Origin of the sequence: Vibrio splendidus (assembly GCF_001557875.1) — a bacterium.
In the GTDB taxonomy this organism is placed as follows: domain Bacteria; phylum Pseudomonadota; class Gammaproteobacteria; order Enterobacterales; family Vibrionaceae; genus Vibrio; species Vibrio splendidus_F.
Genome location: NZ_LNRF01000001.1, coordinates 1,172,096 through 1,191,940 on the forward strand (window position 1 = coordinate 1,172,096; position 19,845 = coordinate 1,191,940).

General features: G+C 42.3%; 17 protein-coding genes. 11 read left to right on the forward strand and 6 right to left on the reverse strand.

What is annotated here, in order from left to right:
* The first annotated feature begins 413 nt into the window (after positions 1-413).
* The 9 genes from ATB74_RS05055 (at position 414) to ATB74_RS23680 (ending at position 9,022) form a co-directional block, all read left to right on the forward strand.
* A complete protein-coding gene (locus ATB74_RS05055) occupies positions 414-782 on the forward strand; it encodes a late competence development ComFB family protein (RefSeq protein WP_060981307.1) in 369 nt (122 codons plus the stop codon).
* Between the two features lie 39 nt (positions 783-821).
* Positions 822-1,103, forward strand: a complete 282-nt coding sequence (locus ATB74_RS05060; protein WP_060981308.1) for an HlyU family transcriptional regulator — start codon at positions 822-824, stop codon at positions 1,101-1,103.
* Between the two features lie 299 nt (positions 1,104-1,402).
* Positions 1,403-2,950, forward strand: coding sequence for a Re/Si-specific NAD(P)(+) transhydrogenase subunit alpha (pntA, locus tag ATB74_RS05065; protein WP_061016960.1), 1,548 nt, complete (start codon positions 1,403-1,405; stop codon positions 2,948-2,950).
* A gap of 10 nt (positions 2,951-2,960) precedes the next feature.
* Positions 2,961-4,358, forward strand: coding sequence for a Re/Si-specific NAD(P)(+) transhydrogenase subunit beta (pntB, locus tag ATB74_RS05070; RefSeq protein WP_060981310.1), 1,398 nt, complete (start codon positions 2,961-2,963; stop codon positions 4,356-4,358).
* Between the two features lie 277 nt (positions 4,359-4,635).
* On the forward strand, positions 4,636-6,108 hold the full coding sequence (gene vxrA / locus ATB74_RS05075) for a sensor histidine kinase VxrA (RefSeq protein ID WP_060981311.1): 1,473 nt from the start codon (positions 4,636-4,638) through the stop codon (positions 6,106-6,108).
* Positions 6,083-6,742, forward strand: coding sequence for a response regulator transcription factor VxrB (vxrB, locus tag ATB74_RS05080; protein WP_060981312.1), 660 nt, complete (start codon positions 6,083-6,085; stop codon positions 6,740-6,742). Before vxrA ends, vxrB begins: the two co-directional genes overlap by 26 nt.
* Positions 6,742-7,629: a DUF2861 family protein gene (locus ATB74_RS05085; protein ID WP_060981313.1), complete on the forward strand. Its 888-nt coding sequence runs from the start codon at positions 6,742-6,744 to the stop codon at positions 7,627-7,629. Before vxrB ends, ATB74_RS05085 begins: the two co-directional genes overlap by 1 nt.
* Positions 7,630-7,679: 50 nt before the next feature.
* Positions 7,680-8,828 carry a conjugal transfer protein TraF gene (locus tag ATB74_RS05090; protein WP_060981314.1) on the forward strand — a complete coding sequence of 383 codons (1,149 nt, stop codon included), beginning with the start codon at positions 7,680-7,682 and terminating at the stop codon, positions 8,826-8,828.
* 41 nt (positions 8,829-8,869) lie between these two features.
* Complete coding sequence (locus ATB74_RS23680; RefSeq protein WP_004731009.1) at positions 8,870-9,022, forward strand: YoaH family protein; 153 nt, start codon at positions 8,870-8,872, stop codon at positions 9,020-9,022.
* Positions 9,023-9,712: 690 nt separating this feature from the next.
* On the opposite strand, the gene ATB74_RS05095 is transcribed toward ATB74_RS23680, so the two are convergent.
* From ATB74_RS05095 to ATB74_RS05105, 3 genes are all read right to left on the reverse strand, one after another.
* The gene (locus ATB74_RS05095; RefSeq protein ID WP_061016962.1) at positions 9,713-10,981 is read right to left on the reverse strand and encodes a GGDEF domain-containing protein; all 1,269 of its coding nucleotides are present in this window, start codon (positions 10,979-10,981) and stop codon (positions 9,713-9,715) included.
* 1,233 nt (positions 10,982-12,214) lie between these two features.
* Entirely contained in the window at positions 12,215-12,526 is a 312-nt protein-coding gene (gene yciH / locus ATB74_RS05100) for a stress response translation initiation inhibitor YciH (protein ID WP_008221404.1), read from the reverse strand.
* A gap of 3 nt (positions 12,527-12,529) precedes the next feature.
* Positions 12,530-12,898: a DUF3319 domain-containing protein gene (locus ATB74_RS05105; RefSeq protein ID WP_060981728.1), complete on the reverse strand. Its 369-nt coding sequence runs from the start codon at positions 12,896-12,898 to the stop codon at positions 12,530-12,532.
* A 100-nt stretch (positions 12,899-12,998) separates the two neighbouring features.
* Between ATB74_RS05105 and ATB74_RS05110 the strand changes: the two genes are divergently transcribed.
* Positions 12,999-13,967 carry a tyrosine-type recombinase/integrase gene (locus tag ATB74_RS05110; RefSeq protein ID WP_061016963.1) on the forward strand — a complete coding sequence of 323 codons (969 nt, stop codon included), beginning with the start codon at positions 12,999-13,001 and terminating at the stop codon, positions 13,965-13,967.
* Between the two features lie 143 nt (positions 13,968-14,110).
* On the opposite strand, the gene ATB74_RS05115 is transcribed toward ATB74_RS05110, so the two are convergent.
* A complete protein-coding gene (locus ATB74_RS05115) occupies positions 14,111-15,106 on the reverse strand; it encodes a D-alanine--D-alanine ligase (RefSeq protein WP_061016966.1) in 996 nt (331 codons plus the stop codon).
* Between the two features lie 179 nt (positions 15,107-15,285).
* Complete coding sequence (locus ATB74_RS05120; protein WP_060981319.1) at positions 15,286-15,849, reverse strand: SPOR domain-containing protein; 564 nt, start codon at positions 15,847-15,849, stop codon at positions 15,286-15,288.
* Positions 15,850-16,065: 216 nt separating this feature from the next.
* Here ATB74_RS05120 and ATB74_RS05125 point away from each other — a divergent pair, with 216 nt between their 5' ends.
* Positions 16,066-18,747, forward strand: coding sequence for a bifunctional acetate--CoA ligase family protein/GNAT family N-acetyltransferase (locus ATB74_RS05125; RefSeq protein WP_061016968.1), 2,682 nt, complete (start codon positions 16,066-16,068; stop codon positions 18,745-18,747).
* On the opposite strand, the gene ATB74_RS05130 is transcribed toward ATB74_RS05125, so the two are convergent.
* Positions 18,739-19,626: a LysR family transcriptional regulator gene (locus ATB74_RS05130; protein WP_061016969.1), complete on the reverse strand. Its 888-nt coding sequence runs from the start codon at positions 19,624-19,626 to the stop codon at positions 18,739-18,741. The genes ATB74_RS05125 and ATB74_RS05130 overlap by 9 nt on opposite strands.
* Between the last annotated feature and the right edge of the window lie 219 nt (positions 19,627-19,845).

Below are 19,845 nucleotides of genomic sequence, written 5' to 3' on the forward strand. Positions count from 1 at the left end.
TTTTTTGCCTAAATCAGAGCAAAAACATAGTCATAGGTCGCTAATGGTGCAACCATTTTTATATGTTTTTGAGTTGCTATTAACCATAGAACGAACTACATAGTATATATGAGAAATAAATTAGTCGTTATAGATACTTAACAAAATCTTGGTGGTTCTTGCTTGAGGCTTAAAGTCGACATGATGACTCACAATCGAACAACGAAAAATTTGTAACGAAGTTAGGGTAAGTTCGCTATGTTGTATTGGGAAATCTTATCGGCGTTGTAGAAAGTTCAACTATGGAAAGAACCTAGTTATGGAAAGCTGTTCAATTGAATTCTATTAGCTCTCTGTAGCCGCTAGTCAGTACTGCTTGAATAAGCTTAGAAACGACTGCTATTAGGAAAAACCGCTACAAATGGAGGTGTGGTATGCAAATTAGTGTTGATGTACATAACTATATGGAAACTCTGGTTGGTCACGTTTTGGCTACCGAGGAATATGTGTCTAATTATACCAACGAACAGCTGGCTGATCTTGCGTGCTTGGCTTTAGGGCAGCTTAAACCTATTTATATTCGTTTCGATATCGATTTTCTTTCGGCATTACCAGAAGACAAACTGGTGCTCTATAAACGAAATAGTGAGATTGCGGTCAAGAATGCGGAAAGCATGATTATTGACGATAGAAGACGCGAACGTGACGACAATGTGCCCGTTATATTTAGTCAACACAATTTTGATGAAGATGTAGAATTGCAATGGTATGAAAAGCCATTGTTGAACCGCAAACACTCATGATAGTTTAGGGTTAATACGGTCATTTAAGGAGTATAAAACGTGGGATTTTTTTCTAGATTATTTGGTGGCAAAGAAAAAACCGAACAAAAAGTAGAGATTGAACCAATCGAATATAAAGGCTTCAATATCTATCAAGATGCCATTGCAGAATCTGGTCAATACCGTGTTGCTGGGCGAATCGAGAAAGAATTCGATGGTGAAATCAAAACTCACCGTTTCATTCGTTCAGATGTTGTTTCAAACAAACAAGATGCCGATGAATTGATGCTTAAAAAATCGCAGATGTTTATCGACCAAATGGGCGACAATATATTTAGCTAACCAATTAGGGTTAGAATTGATGTTGGTCATAATTTAGAGAGCTTTCAGTGTATATGCTGAAGGCTCTTTTTAGTTTTAGGGATAAAGAACAGCTAGAAGGTTGTTATTTAAAGGATTATTTGCAAGTGGTTTGACCTCTTTGTTCGAGAGGCTCGTCATTTCTTCAAATGAAGCGCTCAAAATCCATCCAAATCGTTATAAGTAATAACTTTTCCTGTTCTTTGAACAAAACGCTTGAAGTATTAGTTGTCGTTAGATACAAACGAATAAGTCATTGTGCCAATAGTCAAGGAATAGCTATGCAAATTGGTGTACCAAGAGAAACACTCGCAGGTGAAACGCGAGTCGCTGCTTCGCCGAAATCGGTAGAACAGCTTCTAAAATTAGGATTTGAAGTTTGTGTTGAATCACAAGCAGGTGCGTTAGCAAGTTTTGAAGATGCAGCTTATGAACAAGCTGGAGCAAAAGTTGTTACCGCAGATGAAGCTTGGAAATCCGATATTATCTTTAAAGTTAACGCTCCGATCGTTGACGAGTCTAAAAATGAAATCGATCTACTTAAAGATGGCGCAACATTGGTCAGCTTTATTTGGCCTGCTCAAAATCCTGAATTAATGGAACAATTGTCCAGTCGTAACATCAATGTGATGGCGATGGATTCTGTACCTCGTATTTCAAGAGCTCAAGCGCTAGATGCATTGAGTTCTATGGCTAACATCGCGGGCTATCGTGCGGTTGTTGAAGCGGCGCATGAATTTGGTCGATTCTTCACGGGTCAAATTACCGCGGCAGGTAAAGTTCCACCAGCAAAAGTACTGGTTGCTGGTGCGGGTGTTGCTGGCCTAGCGGCAATTGGCGCTGCGGGTAGTTTGGGTGCGATCGTTCGTTCGTTCGATGTTCGTCCTGAAGTAAAAGAGCAAGTCGAGTCTATGGGCGCTGAATTCTTGGAAGTCGATTTCAAGGAAGATACCAGCGCGGGTGATGGCTACGCAAAAGAGATGTCTGAAGCATTCAACAAGAAAGCGGAAGAGCTTTATGCGGCTCAAGCGAAAGACGTTGACATCATCATTACAACGGCACTGATTCCAGGTCGTCCGGCACCTAAGCTGATTACTAAAGAGATGGTAGACAGCATGAGTGCAGGTAGCGTTATCGTTGACCTTGCAGCTGCGAATGGCGGTAACTGTGAATACACGGTTGCAGATCAAGTGATCACAACCGCTAATGGCGTAAAAGTTGTTGGTTACACCGATATGGTTGGTCGACTGCCGACTCAGTCATCTCAGCTATACGCGACTAACCTAGTCAACCTACTGAAGCTGCTATGTAAAGAGAAAGATGGCAACATCAATATTGACTTTGAAGATGTCGTGTTGCGTGGCGTAACTGTGGTTAAAGAGGGCGAAGTTACTTGGCCTGCACCACCAATTCAAGTGTCAGCTCAACCACAACAAGTTAAACCTGAAGAAGCTAAAGCTCCACCGAAGGTTCAACAACCTGTGTCTCCAGTCAAGAAAGTCGCCGGCATTGCAATTGCGGTTGGTGCTTTCGCTTGGATAGCGTCGGTTGCTCCTGCTGCGTTCTTATCTCACTTTACCGTTTTTGTTCTCGCTTGTGTGGTGGGTTATTACGTAGTTTGGAATGTAAGCCATTCTCTGCATACGCCTTTGATGTCCGTGACTAACGCGATTTCAGGTATCATTGTAGTCGGTGCACTGTTACAGGTAGGACAAGGAAGTGGCGTCGTCACGTTCTTATCATTTATTGCCGTATTAATTGCAAGTATCAATATCTTTGGTGGCTTTACTGTGACCAAACGTATGCTTGAAATGTTCCGTAAAGACTAAGGAGTAACAGATGTCTGAAGGATTAGTACAAGCAGCTTATATTGTTGCTGCTGTATTCTTTATAATGAGCTTGGCTGGGTTATCGAAACAGGAATCTGCACGTGCAGGTAACTATTACGGTATCACAGGTATGGCAATCGCGTTGATCGCAACGATCTTTGGCCCTCATTCTGCTGGTATTGTATGGATCATCATTGCTATGGTGATCGGTGGTGGTATTGGTATCCACTACGCAAGAAAAGTAGAAATGACTGAGATGCCTGAGCTGGTGGCAATTCTGCATAGCTTCGTAGGTATGGCGGCGGTACTTGTGGGTTACAACAGCTATATTGATCCACCTGCTGCTGTTTCTATCAACCCTGCAGATATTCATGCAGAGCACGTTATCCACCTAGTGGAAGTGTTCCTTGGCGTGTTTATCGGTGCGGTGACGTTTACAGGTTCTATTGTTGCGTTTGGTAAGCTTCGCGGCGTTATCTCTTCGTCTGCATTGAACATCCCTCATAAGCACAAGTGGAACCTAGCGGCTATCGTTGCTTCTACATTGCTAATGATTATGTTCGTTAAAGCGGACGGCAGCATGTTCGCGCTTATGGTGATGACACTTATCGCATTCGCATTCGGTTACCACCTAGTGGCATCGATTGGCGGCGCAGATATGCCAGTGGTTGTCTCTATGCTTAACTCGTACTCTGGTTGGGCAGCGGCGGCGGCAGGCTTCATGCTTGCAAACGATCTGCTTATCGTAACAGGTGCATTGGTTGGTTCGTCAGGTGCGATTCTGTCTTACATCATGTGTAAGGCGATGAACCGTTCGTTTATTAGCGTTATTGCTGGTGGATTCGGCCAAGAAGTGGTTGTGTCTGATGGCGATGAAGAGCAGGGTGAGCACCGCGAAACATCAGCTGAAGATGTAGCTGACATGTTGAAAAACTCAAAGTCTGTCATCATTACCCCAGGATACGGCATGGCTGTAGCTCAAGCTCAATACCCAGTGCATGAAATCACTGAGAAGCTACGAGCGCAGGGCATCAATGTTCGATTTGGTATCCACCCAGTTGCTGGTAGGTTACCGGGTCACATGAACGTACTCCTTGCTGAAGCGAAAGTGCCTTACGATATCGTTCTTGAAATGGACGAAATCAACGATGACTTAAGTGAGACAGATACTGTATTGGTTATTGGTGCAAATGATACCGTTAACCCAGCTGCGCTTGAAGATCCAAACAGTCCAATTGCTGGAATGCCAGTACTTGAAGTTTGGAATGCTCAGAACGTTATCGTATTCAAACGTTCGATGAATACGGGTTACGCAGGTGTACAAAACCCATTGTTCTTCAAAGAGAACACGCAGATGCTGTTTGGTGATGCGAAACAGAGCTGTCTAGGTATTCTAGAACATCTATAGAAAGCACTTTGTGTGATAACTAAAAAGGAGCTCGTTGAGCTCCTTTTTTTGTCCTTATTAAGTTGCTTTATTCAAAACTAATAACAATTAGGACGTGGAAACTGGCGTAAAACGTATTCGAATGATCGTTGGATTAATCCACTAAACTTGTGAGTACGCTTGTGCAACACAATTCTAATATAATGGTATTTATTGTTATAACTCGCCATTACTACTGTTTTTCATGCGGTTAAAAATTTATCTTTGATAGCGAATGGTATATATTTGTTTGATCTATATGAATTTGCGTTGGTTTGTGATCATCAAAAGAACATTTACTCTTCTTATCGCTACGTTATCTGTGTCTGCAAACGCATTTGCTGACTCTTTGCCTGAGCGTATCGATAATTTCACCAAACTTTTTGATCATGAAACCGCAATCGAATCTTATGATATTCGAGTGCTGCAGGCTGATTATCCAACACGCTTGATCATGCCGTCTTCTATGTTGCCACAAACTGCAGAGTATCCGTTAAAAGACATCCAGCGTTTATATCAGTTATCAAAAACGTGTAGCGGAAAACTACCGTTAAGCCCTTTGATTACAGAACCCTTGGTTTTTACTCGTGCAATGTGCAAAGGAACTAAGCTTTCTGATCGCTGGTTTAGCCGTAGTGGTTTGATTCACCCTGGTGGTGGTTCTTATGCGGCGAGATATGTAGAAAAATATCCAGACAAGTTCGACTCTCTAAAACGTTTTATGCATATTCAAGAGCGCCCAAACACAGAGCATGATGAACTTTTATCTCGTCTACAAAACATGGACAGTGAGGCCATCACAGCACTATTAGCAGGTGCGAGCATGTTTGTAGAGCTTGACGAAATGTGGGTAAAGCGCGGCGATAGATATTACCTGTACAAAGAATCAGTTTGGAATGAAAACGCAACACTTTCTGGCTTATCGTTCAGTTTGTCTTCAGAAGGTAAAAGCTGCTTCGTACAACGCGGCAATGTGTGTTGGGAAATAGAAGATCATTCAGAGCTTCTGCAAGTTGCCATGTTTATCTTGGTGGTTGCCAACATCATGCTTGTTTTGGGTTGGGCGATTTACCGTTGGAACAGTAAGAAACAAGAGATGAAGAGCCGTATGCTGGTTCTTCAAATTCTAACGCACGAATTAAGAACGCCGATTGCGAGTTTGTCATTGACGGTTGAAGGGTTCAGACGCGAGTTCGAACACTTACCTGAATCAGTATATGATGAGTTTCGCCGGCTGTGCGAAGATACGCGCCGTTTGAGGCAGTTGGCAGAAGCCAGTAAAGACTATTTGCAATCAGACAACCAACCCTTGGCGACAGAGTGGGTACCAAGTGTGGAGGAGTGGCTTCAATACAAAGTTGAAGAAGACTTTGCTCCAGGTATAGAACTTCGCGTAAACAAAGATATTGCTGCAAAAGTAAACGTATATTGGTTAGGAACGTGTATCGACAACCTGATCAGAAATGCCGTGAAATACGGTGTAGCTCCAGTGATACTAGAACTGAATACTTCTGACAAGAAGCTGACATTCAAAGTTATAGATAATGGAGACTTGTCTCGCAAAGATTGGGGGCAACTAAGAAAGCCATTCGTAAGTAAGAGTGGACTCGGTTTAGGTCTGACGATAGTTGAATCTATGGTCGGGAAAATGGGCGGTCACATGACGCTTATCGGCCCCCCAACAACATTTATTTTGGAGATACCTTGTGAAACAGACATTGCTTCTCGTTGAAGATGATAAAAATTTAGCTGACGGTTTATTAGTTAGCCTTGAGCAAGCTGGATATGAATGTTTGCATGCAGAACTGATCTCTGAAGTTGAAGGCTATTGGGAGCAAGCGGATCTAGTTATCCTAGACCGTCAACTCCCTGATGGTGACTCAGTAGATTCGCTTCCAGGTTGGAAGAAAAAGAAAGATGTTCCTGTAATCCTGCTAACGGCTCTTGTGACAGTAAAAGACAAAGTCGCGGGCTTAGACTCAGGTGCGAATGATTACCTCACTAAGCCATTCGCAGAGGCTGAGCTTTTTGCTCGAATTCGAGCTCAACTTCGTCTACCAGACGCTGAAGAACAAGACGCATCAAAAGTTATCGCTCAAAACCTTGTTATTGATAAAGCGACTCGTGAAGTGTTTTTCAACGAGCTAGAAGTAACCTTAACTCGTACTGAGTTTGACCTACTGCTGTTTTTGGCAAGTAATCTTGGCCGTGTTTTCACACGTGACGAGCTGCTTGACCATGTATGGGGTTACAACCATTTCCCAACAACACGTACAGTAGACACCCACGTTCTGCAACTAAGACAGAAATTACCTGGTCTAGAAATCGAAACGCTACGTGGCGTTGGTTACAAGATGAAAGCGTAATGAAAAAAGTCTTACTTCCACTATTAATCTTGTCTTGTGTAGCTAATTCCGCGCAAGCAGCGGATTGGTTCAAGAGTAGTGATGCTCTGACTCAAGTACATAAACATCTATTAGATAATGACTTACCTCAGATGTTTGATTCATTAGTGGAAGTTTGGCAAATCAACTCTTCTCAATCTCGCGAAGATCACCTCAATGAACTGTTTGATCAAGCATTGAACAAAGATTGTGGAAAAACCCTCACTAGAAAAACTCTACCTGATTGGATTAGTTCTGTAATCGTTAAAAGACACATCATTCAAAGCCCTGGTCGAGATACTTTTCGTGTCGCGATTAATGTTGAATCCGATAATAACATCCAAGATATCACTCTTGAGAGGTGGGTCGATAAGATCGTTTCTTCGGATAGTGAACTCACTAAAGAGAGTGAAATGGTAAATAACGCATCGGTGAGTTTATACCGCAAGCGTTACAATTTGCCATCTCAGCTTGAATCAGGCTTGTATCGTTTAAGTGTGAAAGGCGATGGCGGCAACTCTTGGAGTACTTGGATTATTCTTGGCGAAGTAGCCATGCGTCAGCAAGTTCGCTGGGCGTCAAAAGACACGTGGCGTATCGATAAAAAAGAGCTGCTGAACCCATATTGTCCACTCCCTAAGCTAGAAATTGGTTTGTACGATTACGTCGATGAACGCTATGAGCAGGTGTGGGGCAAGAGCTATGAATCTGATTATCCAATGAACCTAACTGGCGAAGAACTACCAAATGATCGCTACGTTTTGGCAGTATCAATGGTTCATTCACGCTGGCAAGGCGACATAGCGATAGAACAAGCACAAACTATCAGTAAAACTTATGATATTTCTAGCGAAGAAGAGTTAAAGTAATTTAAAATTGTGCCGTTAACTATGTAAGGGATCTAACAAAGATAAACGGCATGAAAAATACAACTAAACTACTCGCAGCATCAATTGCATTCGCCAGTCTTCCTCTTTCAGCAGCAAACTACGCCATTGAAGCGCGTGGTGATGCGATGGGTGGTGTTGGTGTTGTTTCAGCAAACTTCCTAACCGCTCCATTCTATAACCCGGCACTTGTTGCTATTTATCGTCGTAACGATGATATGGGCATGATTACGCCAAGTTTTGGCGGTAGCTATAATGACCCTAACGATATGAAATCGAATATCGATAGCGTCGTTGATGCGTCAAATACCGCAGACCTAGACGCAGCGCTTAATAATCTTGATGGCAACCAAGCTAATGTTGAACTGGGTGGTGTTGTCGCATTCGCTCTTCCTAATCAGTTTGTTGCAGCTAACCTTTTCGCTAAAGCTTATACCGAATCATTTGCGACACCTAACGTATATACGATAGGTTCAGATGAAGACAAAGTTGAACTGTCTACAGTTGAAGCGGTTTCAATCGGTGTGGCAGAAGTCGGGCTTTCTTTAGCAAAATACCAAACCTTTATGGGCCAACACATTTCATTTGGTATCACACCTAAAATCCAACGTATTTACACGTACAACTATGTCGCGTCGGTTAATGATTACGATTTATCTGACGTAAGAGAAAACAGTGATGGTGATACAGCATTCAACATGGATGCCGGTGCACTTTGGTTCTTCGGCCCGTTCCGAGTAGGTGTTGCAGCAACTAATTTGATCTCTAGAGATATAGAAACCAAAGATACGACGAGAACGCTTAATAGCAGCACAAGTAGTGCGACACACCAAGTCGGTGGTAAATACACTTACCAACTAGAGCCTGTTTATACGGTTGGTGCAGGCATCGTATCGGATTACTTTTCGTTTAGTGTTGATTACGACCTAAATGAGACTGAGAAGTTTACTTCGTTTGATGATAACGAACAGATGATTCGTGTAGGTACTGAAGTTGATCTTCTGCGTCAGCTTAAGTTAAGGGGAGGGTACTACAAGAACCTAGCTTACTCTGATTCGGAAGGAACAGTCACAGCCGGTATTGGTATCTCGCCACTTAACTTGTTCCAGTTAGATCTAAGTGCGAACTACACAAACGAAAATGCAATGGGTGCTTCAATCAATTTCCTTGCTAGTTACTAACAGTCCTTATATAGTTCTGCTCCTAAATAAAGGAGCAGAGCATGCTAAACGACTTACCAACCCTTTCTCACGAAGAACAACAGAAAGCTGTTGAACGAATTCAAGAAATGATGACTCAGGGCATCAGCACAGCACAAGCTATCAAAATCGTTGCTGAGCAAATTCGTGAAGAAATGAGCAATAAAGAAGAGTAGGGCATCAGCCCTTCTTTTTTAACACCTTCATGCACTATAACTAAATACATTACCCTCTAGTATATTATCTCGCACATACAACTCTTTGGTCACCCTAAACCCCCTAGCTTGCCCAATCCTCTTAAATTAATATTATTCAATAAGTTATATCGGAGTAATCCACTTCGTAGGCTTTTTCTGGTTTTAATCTGTAATTAAATTACAGCGAGGCTTGAAAGTAAGACGATCGTAACCTTAGGTGTCAGTATTTATGTCACCACGTCTAAGTGGTTAAATATATGGTGTTTTTTAAGTCTGGTGACGTTGTGACTTCTATTTTTAGCGAATACGAGTGTATGAATGTTCAGTAACAGAAAAATGAGGATTTCATCTGAGAATAGTGCGAGTGACTAACCGCTGCTTAGAGCAAGTTTTACTAGCCAAATATGTGACTTTAAGAACAAGTGCTTGGGAAGCTAGAGACGTAAGGAAGAGCTGTTTATAGAGCGATTCAGGAACGATACGTATCAAGATGAGAATACTGCTGATGCGTCATTAAGGTTAGTGACAGCGAACTTAGAGGTGTGAGTAGGTTAGAACTCGAATGAGACGGTAAATATTATGGGCTTGTTTAGTCAGCAGTTAAAAATCTCACTGCTGCTTAAATGGGGAGTAGGTATTGATTGAGTGTTGTGTGTAGCTGCACTCAACTTAATAAAGTGTAACTACTTGGTTTCGTCCGCTTTCTTTCGCTTGGTACAGTGCCTTGTCTGCGCGTTTGATGGCAGAACGTATCGATTCATGTTGCTTAAGCTGCGTTACGCCGGTAGAAGCCGTTACTTTTAGCGCCTTAGGCCATAGGCATTGCTCAATTACTAAATAAAGATTAGTAATAGACTCGTTACACTGTAGCGCAGTTTGTTCAAGGCAAACTAATAGAAACTCTTCACCGCCCCAGCGATAAAGCAAATACTGTTCACCAAGGCTCTCGTTCGCCGTTGCGACAAACTGAATAAGAACTTTGTCACCTACTTCATGGCCGTGTTGATCATTGATCTGCTTAAAATGGTCCAAATCAAACAGAGCGATGTGAATTATTTTTCCTTGTTGCGCTAACCATTCGAAATCATAGAAGGTATCTAGCGCTTCGGTTCTGTTTCTGCAGCCAGTTAACGGATCAGTCGTGGCCTTGACCTTTAACTCTTCAATCTCTTGAGTTAATTGGCGTTGTTGCTGTGCTGAACGCGTTTTGTTTCGTTGTGCAATATGTAAAGCACAAGCGACATAGTAGATCGCGTATACCATCCATAGTCCAACCAACAGCTCACCTAGCAAAGCCTTGCTGATGATTTTACCGTGGAACACAATACTCGAGATGTTAAGTGAATGATGCCCAGCAAGTGTGCTGGCACCAAGCCCGAGTTCAACAGATACCGCGTTCGTAATGTCTACAGCGCTATCAGAAACAGGGCGTTGATAATGATCTATCCACCAGAAAGGAACATTAAAGTAGCCCAAGTCAATTTGGCTTGCATCTGGTAGCGAAAAGTCTAAGCGATTGAACTTGTTCGACATTGCATCGCCTTTCACGCTGTAACTCTCGTCGTAGTTACGAATGTAGAAACGAAATCTTGGGTTCTCTTGGCCTTCATAGTCCATATTAATGGTTACCGAATCGAACGTGGAGAGATCTAACCCTTTGCCTTCTTTCGATATGACGAATTCAACCTCACAGAAAGGCTTGCTGTAGGTTCGCTTAAAGTCACACTGTAACTCAATGCCGCTATTTGACTGGTATAATGAAGCAACCGTGCCGCCATCATGATCGCTGTCTGTATTGGCGAGTGTAGGGTATTTGTCTGGGCTAATAACGTAGCTCTTGTTCATTAGTTTATCAAAAGAGAACAGCGACAATAGGGTGGCTGCCAGGCAAAAAATCGAGAGGAATATGTTGAGTTTTCGGAATGCTTTGTCGCTCATAATATTAACCCGTACACGTGACTTGAATGTTATGCGCGATGCCTTGTGTTGGCGCAACCGGATATTCTATTTGAGTATTGCCTTCGGTGGAATCGGTATACCCAAAAATTAACATACAGCTGACGGTTATACACGAAACTGAGTCATTAAACCAAACTGGAGTTCAAAATTCGAACGCAGAACATTGATTTTGAATGTTATTTGAACAATAAGTGCCACTTTTACAGGGTTGTTAATTTAACTGTTTATTTATACAGTTGTGTTGTGAGTGCTTGGATGGTCATTTGCTTGATGGTTAATCGCCGTTAAATCTTCAGAGTGTATTTTTTGTTGCAGTGGAAATTCAGTGTAGAGTTCACGAGAGAAAATAACGACCTGTTAAGTGGTTTATCTGGTTGTTGAGCGACAGTGAGCTAGTGTTCGCTTGTTGAAAATAAGATACAACGTAACTTCGAATTGTCAGGGTGAGACTGGTAAGCAAGGGCTGCTGTGCATCATAAGCTTGGCGTAAATATCTTAAAGCTATCGGAATATATGCTCTAGAACGATTCCAACGATATCCCAGTAAACCAAGCGTGGCGTAAAGTGTCTATGTGAACACGTGTACGCATGTTAATTGTTTTAGATGCTAGTACGAAGATTGGCGTTAGAATAAGAGCTACATAAAAAATTGGTGACGGTTGTAGGTAAAATAATTCAATTTGATTGGCTATTGATAAAGGTGTCGTTTTGGTGTTATGAATAAAGATGGTCGCCTGTGTGAAATCTGAAAAGAAAACAACAGCAATGTCCGCAAGATTCACACACAACACAGCAAATTGAGTCTAAACATGAGCATGAATCAATAAACGAGAAGAGAAAATTCTTCCGTTGATAAAGTTTGTGTCGACGGTACAGACGTTGGACACATATATAGCTATTTGTTTTTTTGATCTTAAAGAGCGCTGCTGAACGCTTAAGTAGACCAATACAGGTTAGATTAGGAGGAGATTTTAAGTAGCTCAAACCGGACATTACTAAATTACCCCAACAACACCACTGCGTATTATGTACGTTATGTTAAATTGAATTTGATATTTATAAGGCAGGACTCTTTGTGTGATGCCCTGCCTTTTTTCTGTGTCGATAATCTCTGAATTATACTGTGTATTTAACCATAGTGGTTATTTACCATAAAATACCTAATAACCAGTGATAATAATCTTCGATTTTAACCCTGGTATTAGTTAGAGCTTAACCGCCTGCAAATTTAACTTTGTAGCCTTTCTTTTCAAGGTGCGCTTTGATCTTGTCACGAGCGTCACCTTGAATCTCGATGTTGCCATCTTTTACGGATCCACCACAGCCACAGACTTTCTTAAGTTCTGCTGCCATTAGTTTTAATGGTGCGTCATCTAGGTCTAAGCCAGTTACGACAGAAACGCCTTTGCCTTTACGGCCTTTGGTTTCTTTTTGGATTCGAACGATACCGTCGCCTTTAGGACGCTGGACTTTCTCTTCTTCAGGCTTAATGCGACCTGTTTCTGTTGAATATACTAAACTCATAACTTATTTCTTTTGTTGCTCTGCTTTTTGTTTTGCGAGTAAGTAAGCTTCTATATGACGCTGAATTGCAACTTTGCCGCCTTTGATAAGACGTCCGTTAAACATGCAATACCACGCGTTAGGCTCACCTGTGTCATTCTTTATCTGATAGCCGTTGAAGTTTTCAGTTTGGCCACCAGTTCCTCTCGACTTATTTAACGTCGTGAACTCTTTCGGGTCAATAATAGATGCGGTGTCAATCCACCAATCAATACTCTTTTTCACGGCAGCTAGGTTGCCCTGAATAACATTGTTCTTTAACTTAGCACGCCAAACCGTGTTAGTGGCATCCGTCGATTGCAGATGGACGCTTCGGTAAATTGAATTAGCCATATCCATTAATCATCTTTTTGTTTTCACTACATTAATCATAAGTATACTTATAATGATATCAAGCATAATATGGTAAAAACACCTGTCGAGGTACGGTAATTTGAGAAAAAATGTCCCTATTCTAACCGACTCTGTGAGAATTAATTCATTTGTTGAAAAATTAAACAGGTGCGCGACAATTGAAATTATAGATGAGTTGACAGGATTTCAATACTCTCGTAATTCACTGTTAGGTATCTACAGTGATTGGAATCGCTATCATGCGTTCTGTACCAAACATCGTATTAACACACTTCCCGCATCTATAACCGCTGTTCGTCGTTTTCTCGAGACGGAGTCTAACGATAGAAAATACGCATCTCTAAAACGTTACACCGCAACGCTTAGTATGCTTCATACTGTGTTGAACTTTGCTAATCCAATCAAGCACAGGCAAGTTCGCTTTACCCTGCTCCACTTACAGTCCCAAATGGCCGGTGACGCGAAGCAAACCAATGCTATGACATCTAAGCATCTCACTGATTTAAATGTGTTACTCTCCGATGACAAAGCAAACTTGAAAGAGATCAGGGATATAGCTATTTATAACGTGATGTTCGAGTGTGCTTTAAAACGCTCAGAACTTAAGGCGTTATCAATGACTGATGTTGAGTACGTTGAAGATCATTACCAAGTAACGGTCAAAGGTTCGGCTTATCAGTTGTCACAAATAGCCAGTGTTGCACTTCAACGTTGGCTTTCGTTTACTGGTACAAAAGATGAGTTGCCAGTATTTCGTGCGATAGACAAGCATGAGAATATTGGTTTGCAGCCTTTAGATGATTCGTCCATTTACCGGATATTGAGACGAGCTAGCGACTTACTTCAACTGCCGGAAAACCACCATTTCTCTGGAAATTCGATTCGTGTTGGTGCTGCACAAGAGTTGTCGAAACAAGGTCTTAAGGTTAGAGAAATTCAGGACTTTGGTCGTTGGCTCAGCCCCGCAATGCCAGCCCAATATGTAGGTTTCACGGGAACGGCTGAGAGTGAGAAGATGAAGTTTAAGGCGTTAATACCTTGGCAATGATGGGTCGCAGATTACTTGGATATAAGTTGTGGCTCAACCGATAGATTTTTAAAAACAGCTGGCTTTAAAAACAACAAGTGCCTTGGCGAAAGCTTAAGGCACTTTTGGGTTCAGCTCTAAGGGCACGAAAACGAGTTAGATATCTAAGAAAGGCTCGTTCTCACACAGTTCTCCAAGAACTGGCTGAATTTGTGGCCGTCATGCTCAACCATTTTAGGGAACATGGAGATTGGCGTCATACCTGGGAAGGTGTTGACTTCGTTCAGGTAGATTTCGTTGTCTTGCGTTAAGAAGAAGTCGATACGAGACAAATGACGAAGCTTCATCTGAGTGAAGACTTTGCGTGCGCTGTCTGTAATCAATTCGCGCTGTTCGTCTGTTAAGTTACTTGCTTCAACTTCGGTAATGGAGTGGCTGTCTGCACTGTACTTCTCTTCGTAAGAGTAAAATGCGCCATTAGGTGCAATCACTTCACCCGGCTTGCTGATATGTAGCTCGCCATCGATTTCATAAGCGGCAACTTCTAGCTCTCTAGGCACAACTGATTTCTCAACCAACACTTGGTCAGAAAAAGTGAACGCCTTGTTGATCGCTTCGCTTAAATCTTCTACTTGGTTAACTTGGTAACAACCTACGGAAGAGCCTTGACGGGCAGCTTTCACGAACACTTTGCCCCAATTTTCAAAGGCTTGAGTCGCTTGTGAGTGAGCTTGATCATTGTTATCTGATAAGAATAGATAAGGCGTGTTTGGAATGCCAAGTGCGTCGTACCAAAGCTTTGAAGTGATTTTATTGAAGCTGTTGTTACTTGCTTCTGAACCACAGCCTAGATACGGAATTTTAGCCATTTCAAACAGAGATTGAATGTCACCAGTTTCCCCCGGGAAACCGTGAATACAAGGCACAATGAAATCGACTTTAGATTCTAAATTGTCACCGCGTAAGGTTTGATCATTAATATCAAGATAAACCAATTCACCTGAATCAATACACCAGCCCTCGTTTTTAATTTCAACTCTTACAACATTAAAATCTGAAACGCTATTGAGTTGTTCAAAAAGGTAATTAGCTGAAACTAAAGACACTTCATGCTCTGAAGATCCACCGCCGCAAAGTAGAAGGATGTTTGTGGTGTTCATGGGTAAATTCGGTCCTTGAAACTAGGAATACTGACTTCAATGATAAACAAAAGTCGAGATAGGTACAGTGTTTTGATTGTTAAAATTGCGTTCGAAAGATCGAGCGATTAACTATTAAACAAAACAGCGAGTCTTAAAACAAAAGAAGGAGCATTCGCCCCTTCTTTATGAATTAAAACTTAGTTCAACTTGTTAAGCGTTGGGTATTCAGAGTTCTTGATGTCATCAATGCTCTTAACAAACGGCTTCAAGTTTTGGAAAGTGCTCGGCAGCGTTGAGATTGCCTTTTTAGCTTCTAAGCGCGTTGCATAGTCACCATAAAGTACGGTGAACCACTTAGTACCGTTAACCATTTTGTAGTTTTCCCAAACTGGCTGAGAAGTCGTAGGTAGCATTTTCACGAAAGAATCGACTTTACTTTGGCTGCCAACAGCAACAACTTGAACTGTGTAACCAAAACGCTGGTTCATGTCTTGTTGTTTCTTCGTTGGTCCTGTCACTACTGCAACTGGCTTAGCTTTAGTCGTTTGAGTGACTTTCTGTTCAACAGGTTCAGTTCTGATCACGTTGACAACGTTTTCTTCAACAACGCCTGTTTGCTCAGATTGAGATACAACTGGAGCTTCAACTTTAGCCGTCTTGTACTCTTCTTGATAACTATCTGAAGTGACATTGGTAACGTAGTCGTCAGATACACATGCAGCCAAGAGCAGTGGCAAAGTCACAATTGCAAATTTTTTCATGGAAAGCTCTATATCCTTAATAATAATTACTATAAATCATGCCGATACGTCGGTTTAGAATCAAGTTAACTTTGAGATTATACACCATTAGTGGGTGACCTATTTCACAAACTTTATGCAGTGTCTGCTTATTCATCTTAATTCGGTGAATTTGCCATCAACCCGTTAGTGAAAAGTAAGTTACGATGAACTTACGTGCATTGTTAGGATATGTCTATGAATCATCTTGATCCCCTACTTAAACCCCGTTCAATCGCTGTTGTTGGTGCTTCTCAACGAGAAACGCGAGCAGGATATATTGTTATGAACAATTTGTTGCACGGGGATTTTAAAGGTGCGGTGATGCCGGTTACGCCGAAATATAATTCAGTGGCCGGCGTGCTTTCTTACAAGAACATTTTGTCGTTACCGATTGTTCCTGATCTCGCAATCTTGTGTACCAATGCGACCCGCAATGTCGCCATTTTTGAAGAGCTGGCTGAGAAAGGTATAGCCTCTGTCATTGTGCTTTCTTCAGACATGCAGCAAGAAAGCGATAATGGTGAGACGTATGATGAACGATGCCTAGCGATTGCCAAAAAACACAACATTCGAGTGTTGGGTTCTAATAGTTTGGGGGTAATTGTCCCTTGGTTAAATTTGAATGCATCATTCTCTCCAGTAACAGCATTACCTGGTAAAATCGCCTTTGTTTCTCAATCTGCTGCTGTGTGTACCACGATTTTAGATTGGGCTAATGACAAAGAGATCGGCTTTTCAGCGTTTATCTCTATAGGCAATGGCAGTGATATCGAATTCTCGGAATTATTGGATTACCTGAGTACCGATTCTCATACGGAAGCGATACTACTTTACGTTGATAGCATTACTGATGCTCGGCGCTTTATCTCTGCGGCGCGTGCGGCATCGCGAAACCGACGCATTCTGGTGTTAAAAGGCGGTCGCACGGCGAAAGGCAGAGCGGCAGCAATGGCCCATACCGGCGGTGCTGATACTTTAGATATTATCTACGATTCCGCGATCCGACGTAGTGGCATGCTACGAGTTAAGAACTTACATGAACTGTTTGCTGCGGTAGAAACACTGACTCATTCAGTGCCCTTGCGTGGTGAGCGTTTGGCTATTGTTACCAATGGTGGCGGCCCTGCAATTATGGCAGTGGACACCCTATTTGAGCGCGGTGGTAAACTCGCAGAGTTATCTGAAGAGACACTCGACAAATTGAACAAGGTGTTGCCATCGAGTTGGTCTCATAGCAATCCTATCGATATTGTTGGTGATGCTGGTGATCAGCGTTATATCGATACCATAAACATCTTACTCGATGGCGATGAAGCGGATGCGATTCTTATCATGCATAGCCCTTCAGCGATTGCACATTCCGCTAGAACGGCTGAACGAATTATTGAAGCGATTAAGAAGCACCCTCGCCACAAGCGCTTTAACATCCTGACGAATTGGTCTGGTGAGTTAACAGCTAGGCCTGCGAGAAAGCTGTTTACCGAAGCGGGTTTCCCGACCTATCGAACGCCTGAAAGCTCAGTGGTCGCATTCATGCACTTAGTCGAGTACAGACGAAACCAACGTCAGTTAATGGAAACGCCTACCACGGCAGAAAAAGTACATATAGAAGATTTAGCAGATGCGAAAAGTTGGATAGAACGACAACTACTGGGTAAAGATACAGTTAGTCTTGATACTCACCAAAATAGCCAGTTTTTCAAGAGTTTTAACCTCGATGTGCTACCGACATGGATCGCTTCTGACCCAAGTGAAGCGGTACATATAGCCGAAACAATTGGTTATCCGGTTGCCGTAAAACTTCGTTCTCCAGACATTGCGCATAAGTCAGACGTTCAAGGCGTGATGCTGAATTTACGAAACAGTAGTGAAGTTGCAAATGCGGCTCAGGCAATTCTTGATCGCTCTCAATTGTCGTTCCCCACCGCTCATATTCATGGCTTGTTGATTCAAGGTATGGCAAAGCTTGCGGGTGGCCAAGAGCTACGAGTCAAAGTGACAACCGATGAAACCTTTGGCCCAATCATATTACTTGGTCAAGGTGGCTCTGAGTGGGATGAGTCAATTGATGCCGCTGCTGCTTTCCCACCATTAAATATGACATTGGCGCGCTACTTGATTATTCGAGCGATAAAGAGTGGCAAAATTCGCCTACAAAAACTGCCTAACCCCATTGATATAGAAGGTTTGTCTGAGCTGTTGGTCCGTATCTCTCAAATGGTGGTGGATTGCCCAGAGATACACGATTTGGATATACACCCAGTACTCGCTAATGGAGACAAATTTACGATATTGGATGCCGATATTATCTTGAAAGCCTACGAAGGTGATCCACAAGAAAGACTGGCCATTCGCCCTTACCCTGTAGAGCTTGAAGAACGCATCCAGTTAAAAGATGGGACAGAAGTGTTGCTACGCCCTATTCTTCCTGAAGATGAACCACTTCATGCCGACTTCATTAATCGTGTCTCTAAAGAGGATCTCTACAAGCGTTTCTTTAGTGATGTGGGCGAGTTTAATCATGAAGCATTAGCTAATTTTACTCAGATTGATTTCGATAGAGAGATTGCGTTTGTGGTGGTACGTGAGGAACAAGGCGTTCCAGCGATTATTGGTGTGTCCCGTGCGCTGATTAACCCGGAGAATACGGACGCTGAATTCGCGATATTGATTCGGTCTGATCTTAAAGGTGTTGGTCTAGGTCGTATTCTAATGACGAAAGTTATCGATTACTGCCGAGCGAAGCAAACCAAGCAGATGTCGGGTATGACAATGCCAACCAATAGAGGGATGCTGACACTAGCTCAAAAGCTCGGTTTTAAGCTAGATATCAGTTTTGAAGACGGTACTGCAGATATGGTGTTACCGTTACTTTAACGCCCAGGTCTTTTTAAGATGTTGGATACACCAAGACTTGGCGTCGCCCATTTTGTTGCGTCGCCAAGCCATAACGATATCGATCGGTTGCGGCTCAGTCCCCGAGATCTGCTGTAGAACGCCAGAGTCGATCAAAGGCTTAGCAACACTACAAGGTAAAGTACCAATACCTAGCCCAGCAGTTAACGCTTCTACTTTTGCTGGAAAGCTCGTTACCGTTAAGCGCGGTTGTTTCTCTAAAATGTTGATACTTAAAGCGGGCTGGTCGCGTGCCGTATCCGCGATTGCAATAACCCTGTAACTTTCTCTAGCCTTTTGGTCAAACTTGCCAGAACGCTTGTGAACATAGTGATTTGAAGCCGAAACCCAAACCATTTCCATCTTACCGATAACGTCACTTTTTATATCGTTCGGAATAGTGTCAACCTTTGGGCATACCAATAAATCTGCTCGGCCGTCTGAAAGTGATTCCCAACATCCTGCTAGGATCTCTTCTTGTAAACGAACGCGTGTTTTACTGATTTTTCCTAGCTCGTCTACCAGTGGGAAAAAGTTAGCAATTGGGATGATGCCATCAAAGGCTATGGTTAAATCCAATTCCCAGCCATTGGCTAGAATGCTGGCTTCGTTCACTAGCCTTTCGGTCGCTCCAAGAATTACTCTACCTTGTTCGAGAATCAATTGCCCCGCCTCTGTAAAGTTTGCACGATGGCCAGAACGATCGAAAATCATGATATCCAAATCTTGCTCAAGCTTCTGAATTTGGTAACTGAGTGATGAAGGCGCCCGGTCCATTTCATTGGCCGCGGCGGCGAAACTTCCCCGCCTGTCGATGGCATCTAATATGTGTAACGCTTCAAGTGTTATTGGACTATGCATCAGTTTTCCACTTTGTAAATGAGAGGTCTATCACAAAAATGGAAGCATTCACAAGGTAAATGGAACCATTAAAGGTCTTTAAATACAATAAGTTATACAGTTTGAGTGGGCTTTTAGTGACGAAGTTATAAATATATTGAAATGCAAATAATAGTAATTATCATTTAGATCCAATATCATCTTTTGCGAAATCAAGATAATACTATGGAATTAAGGTAA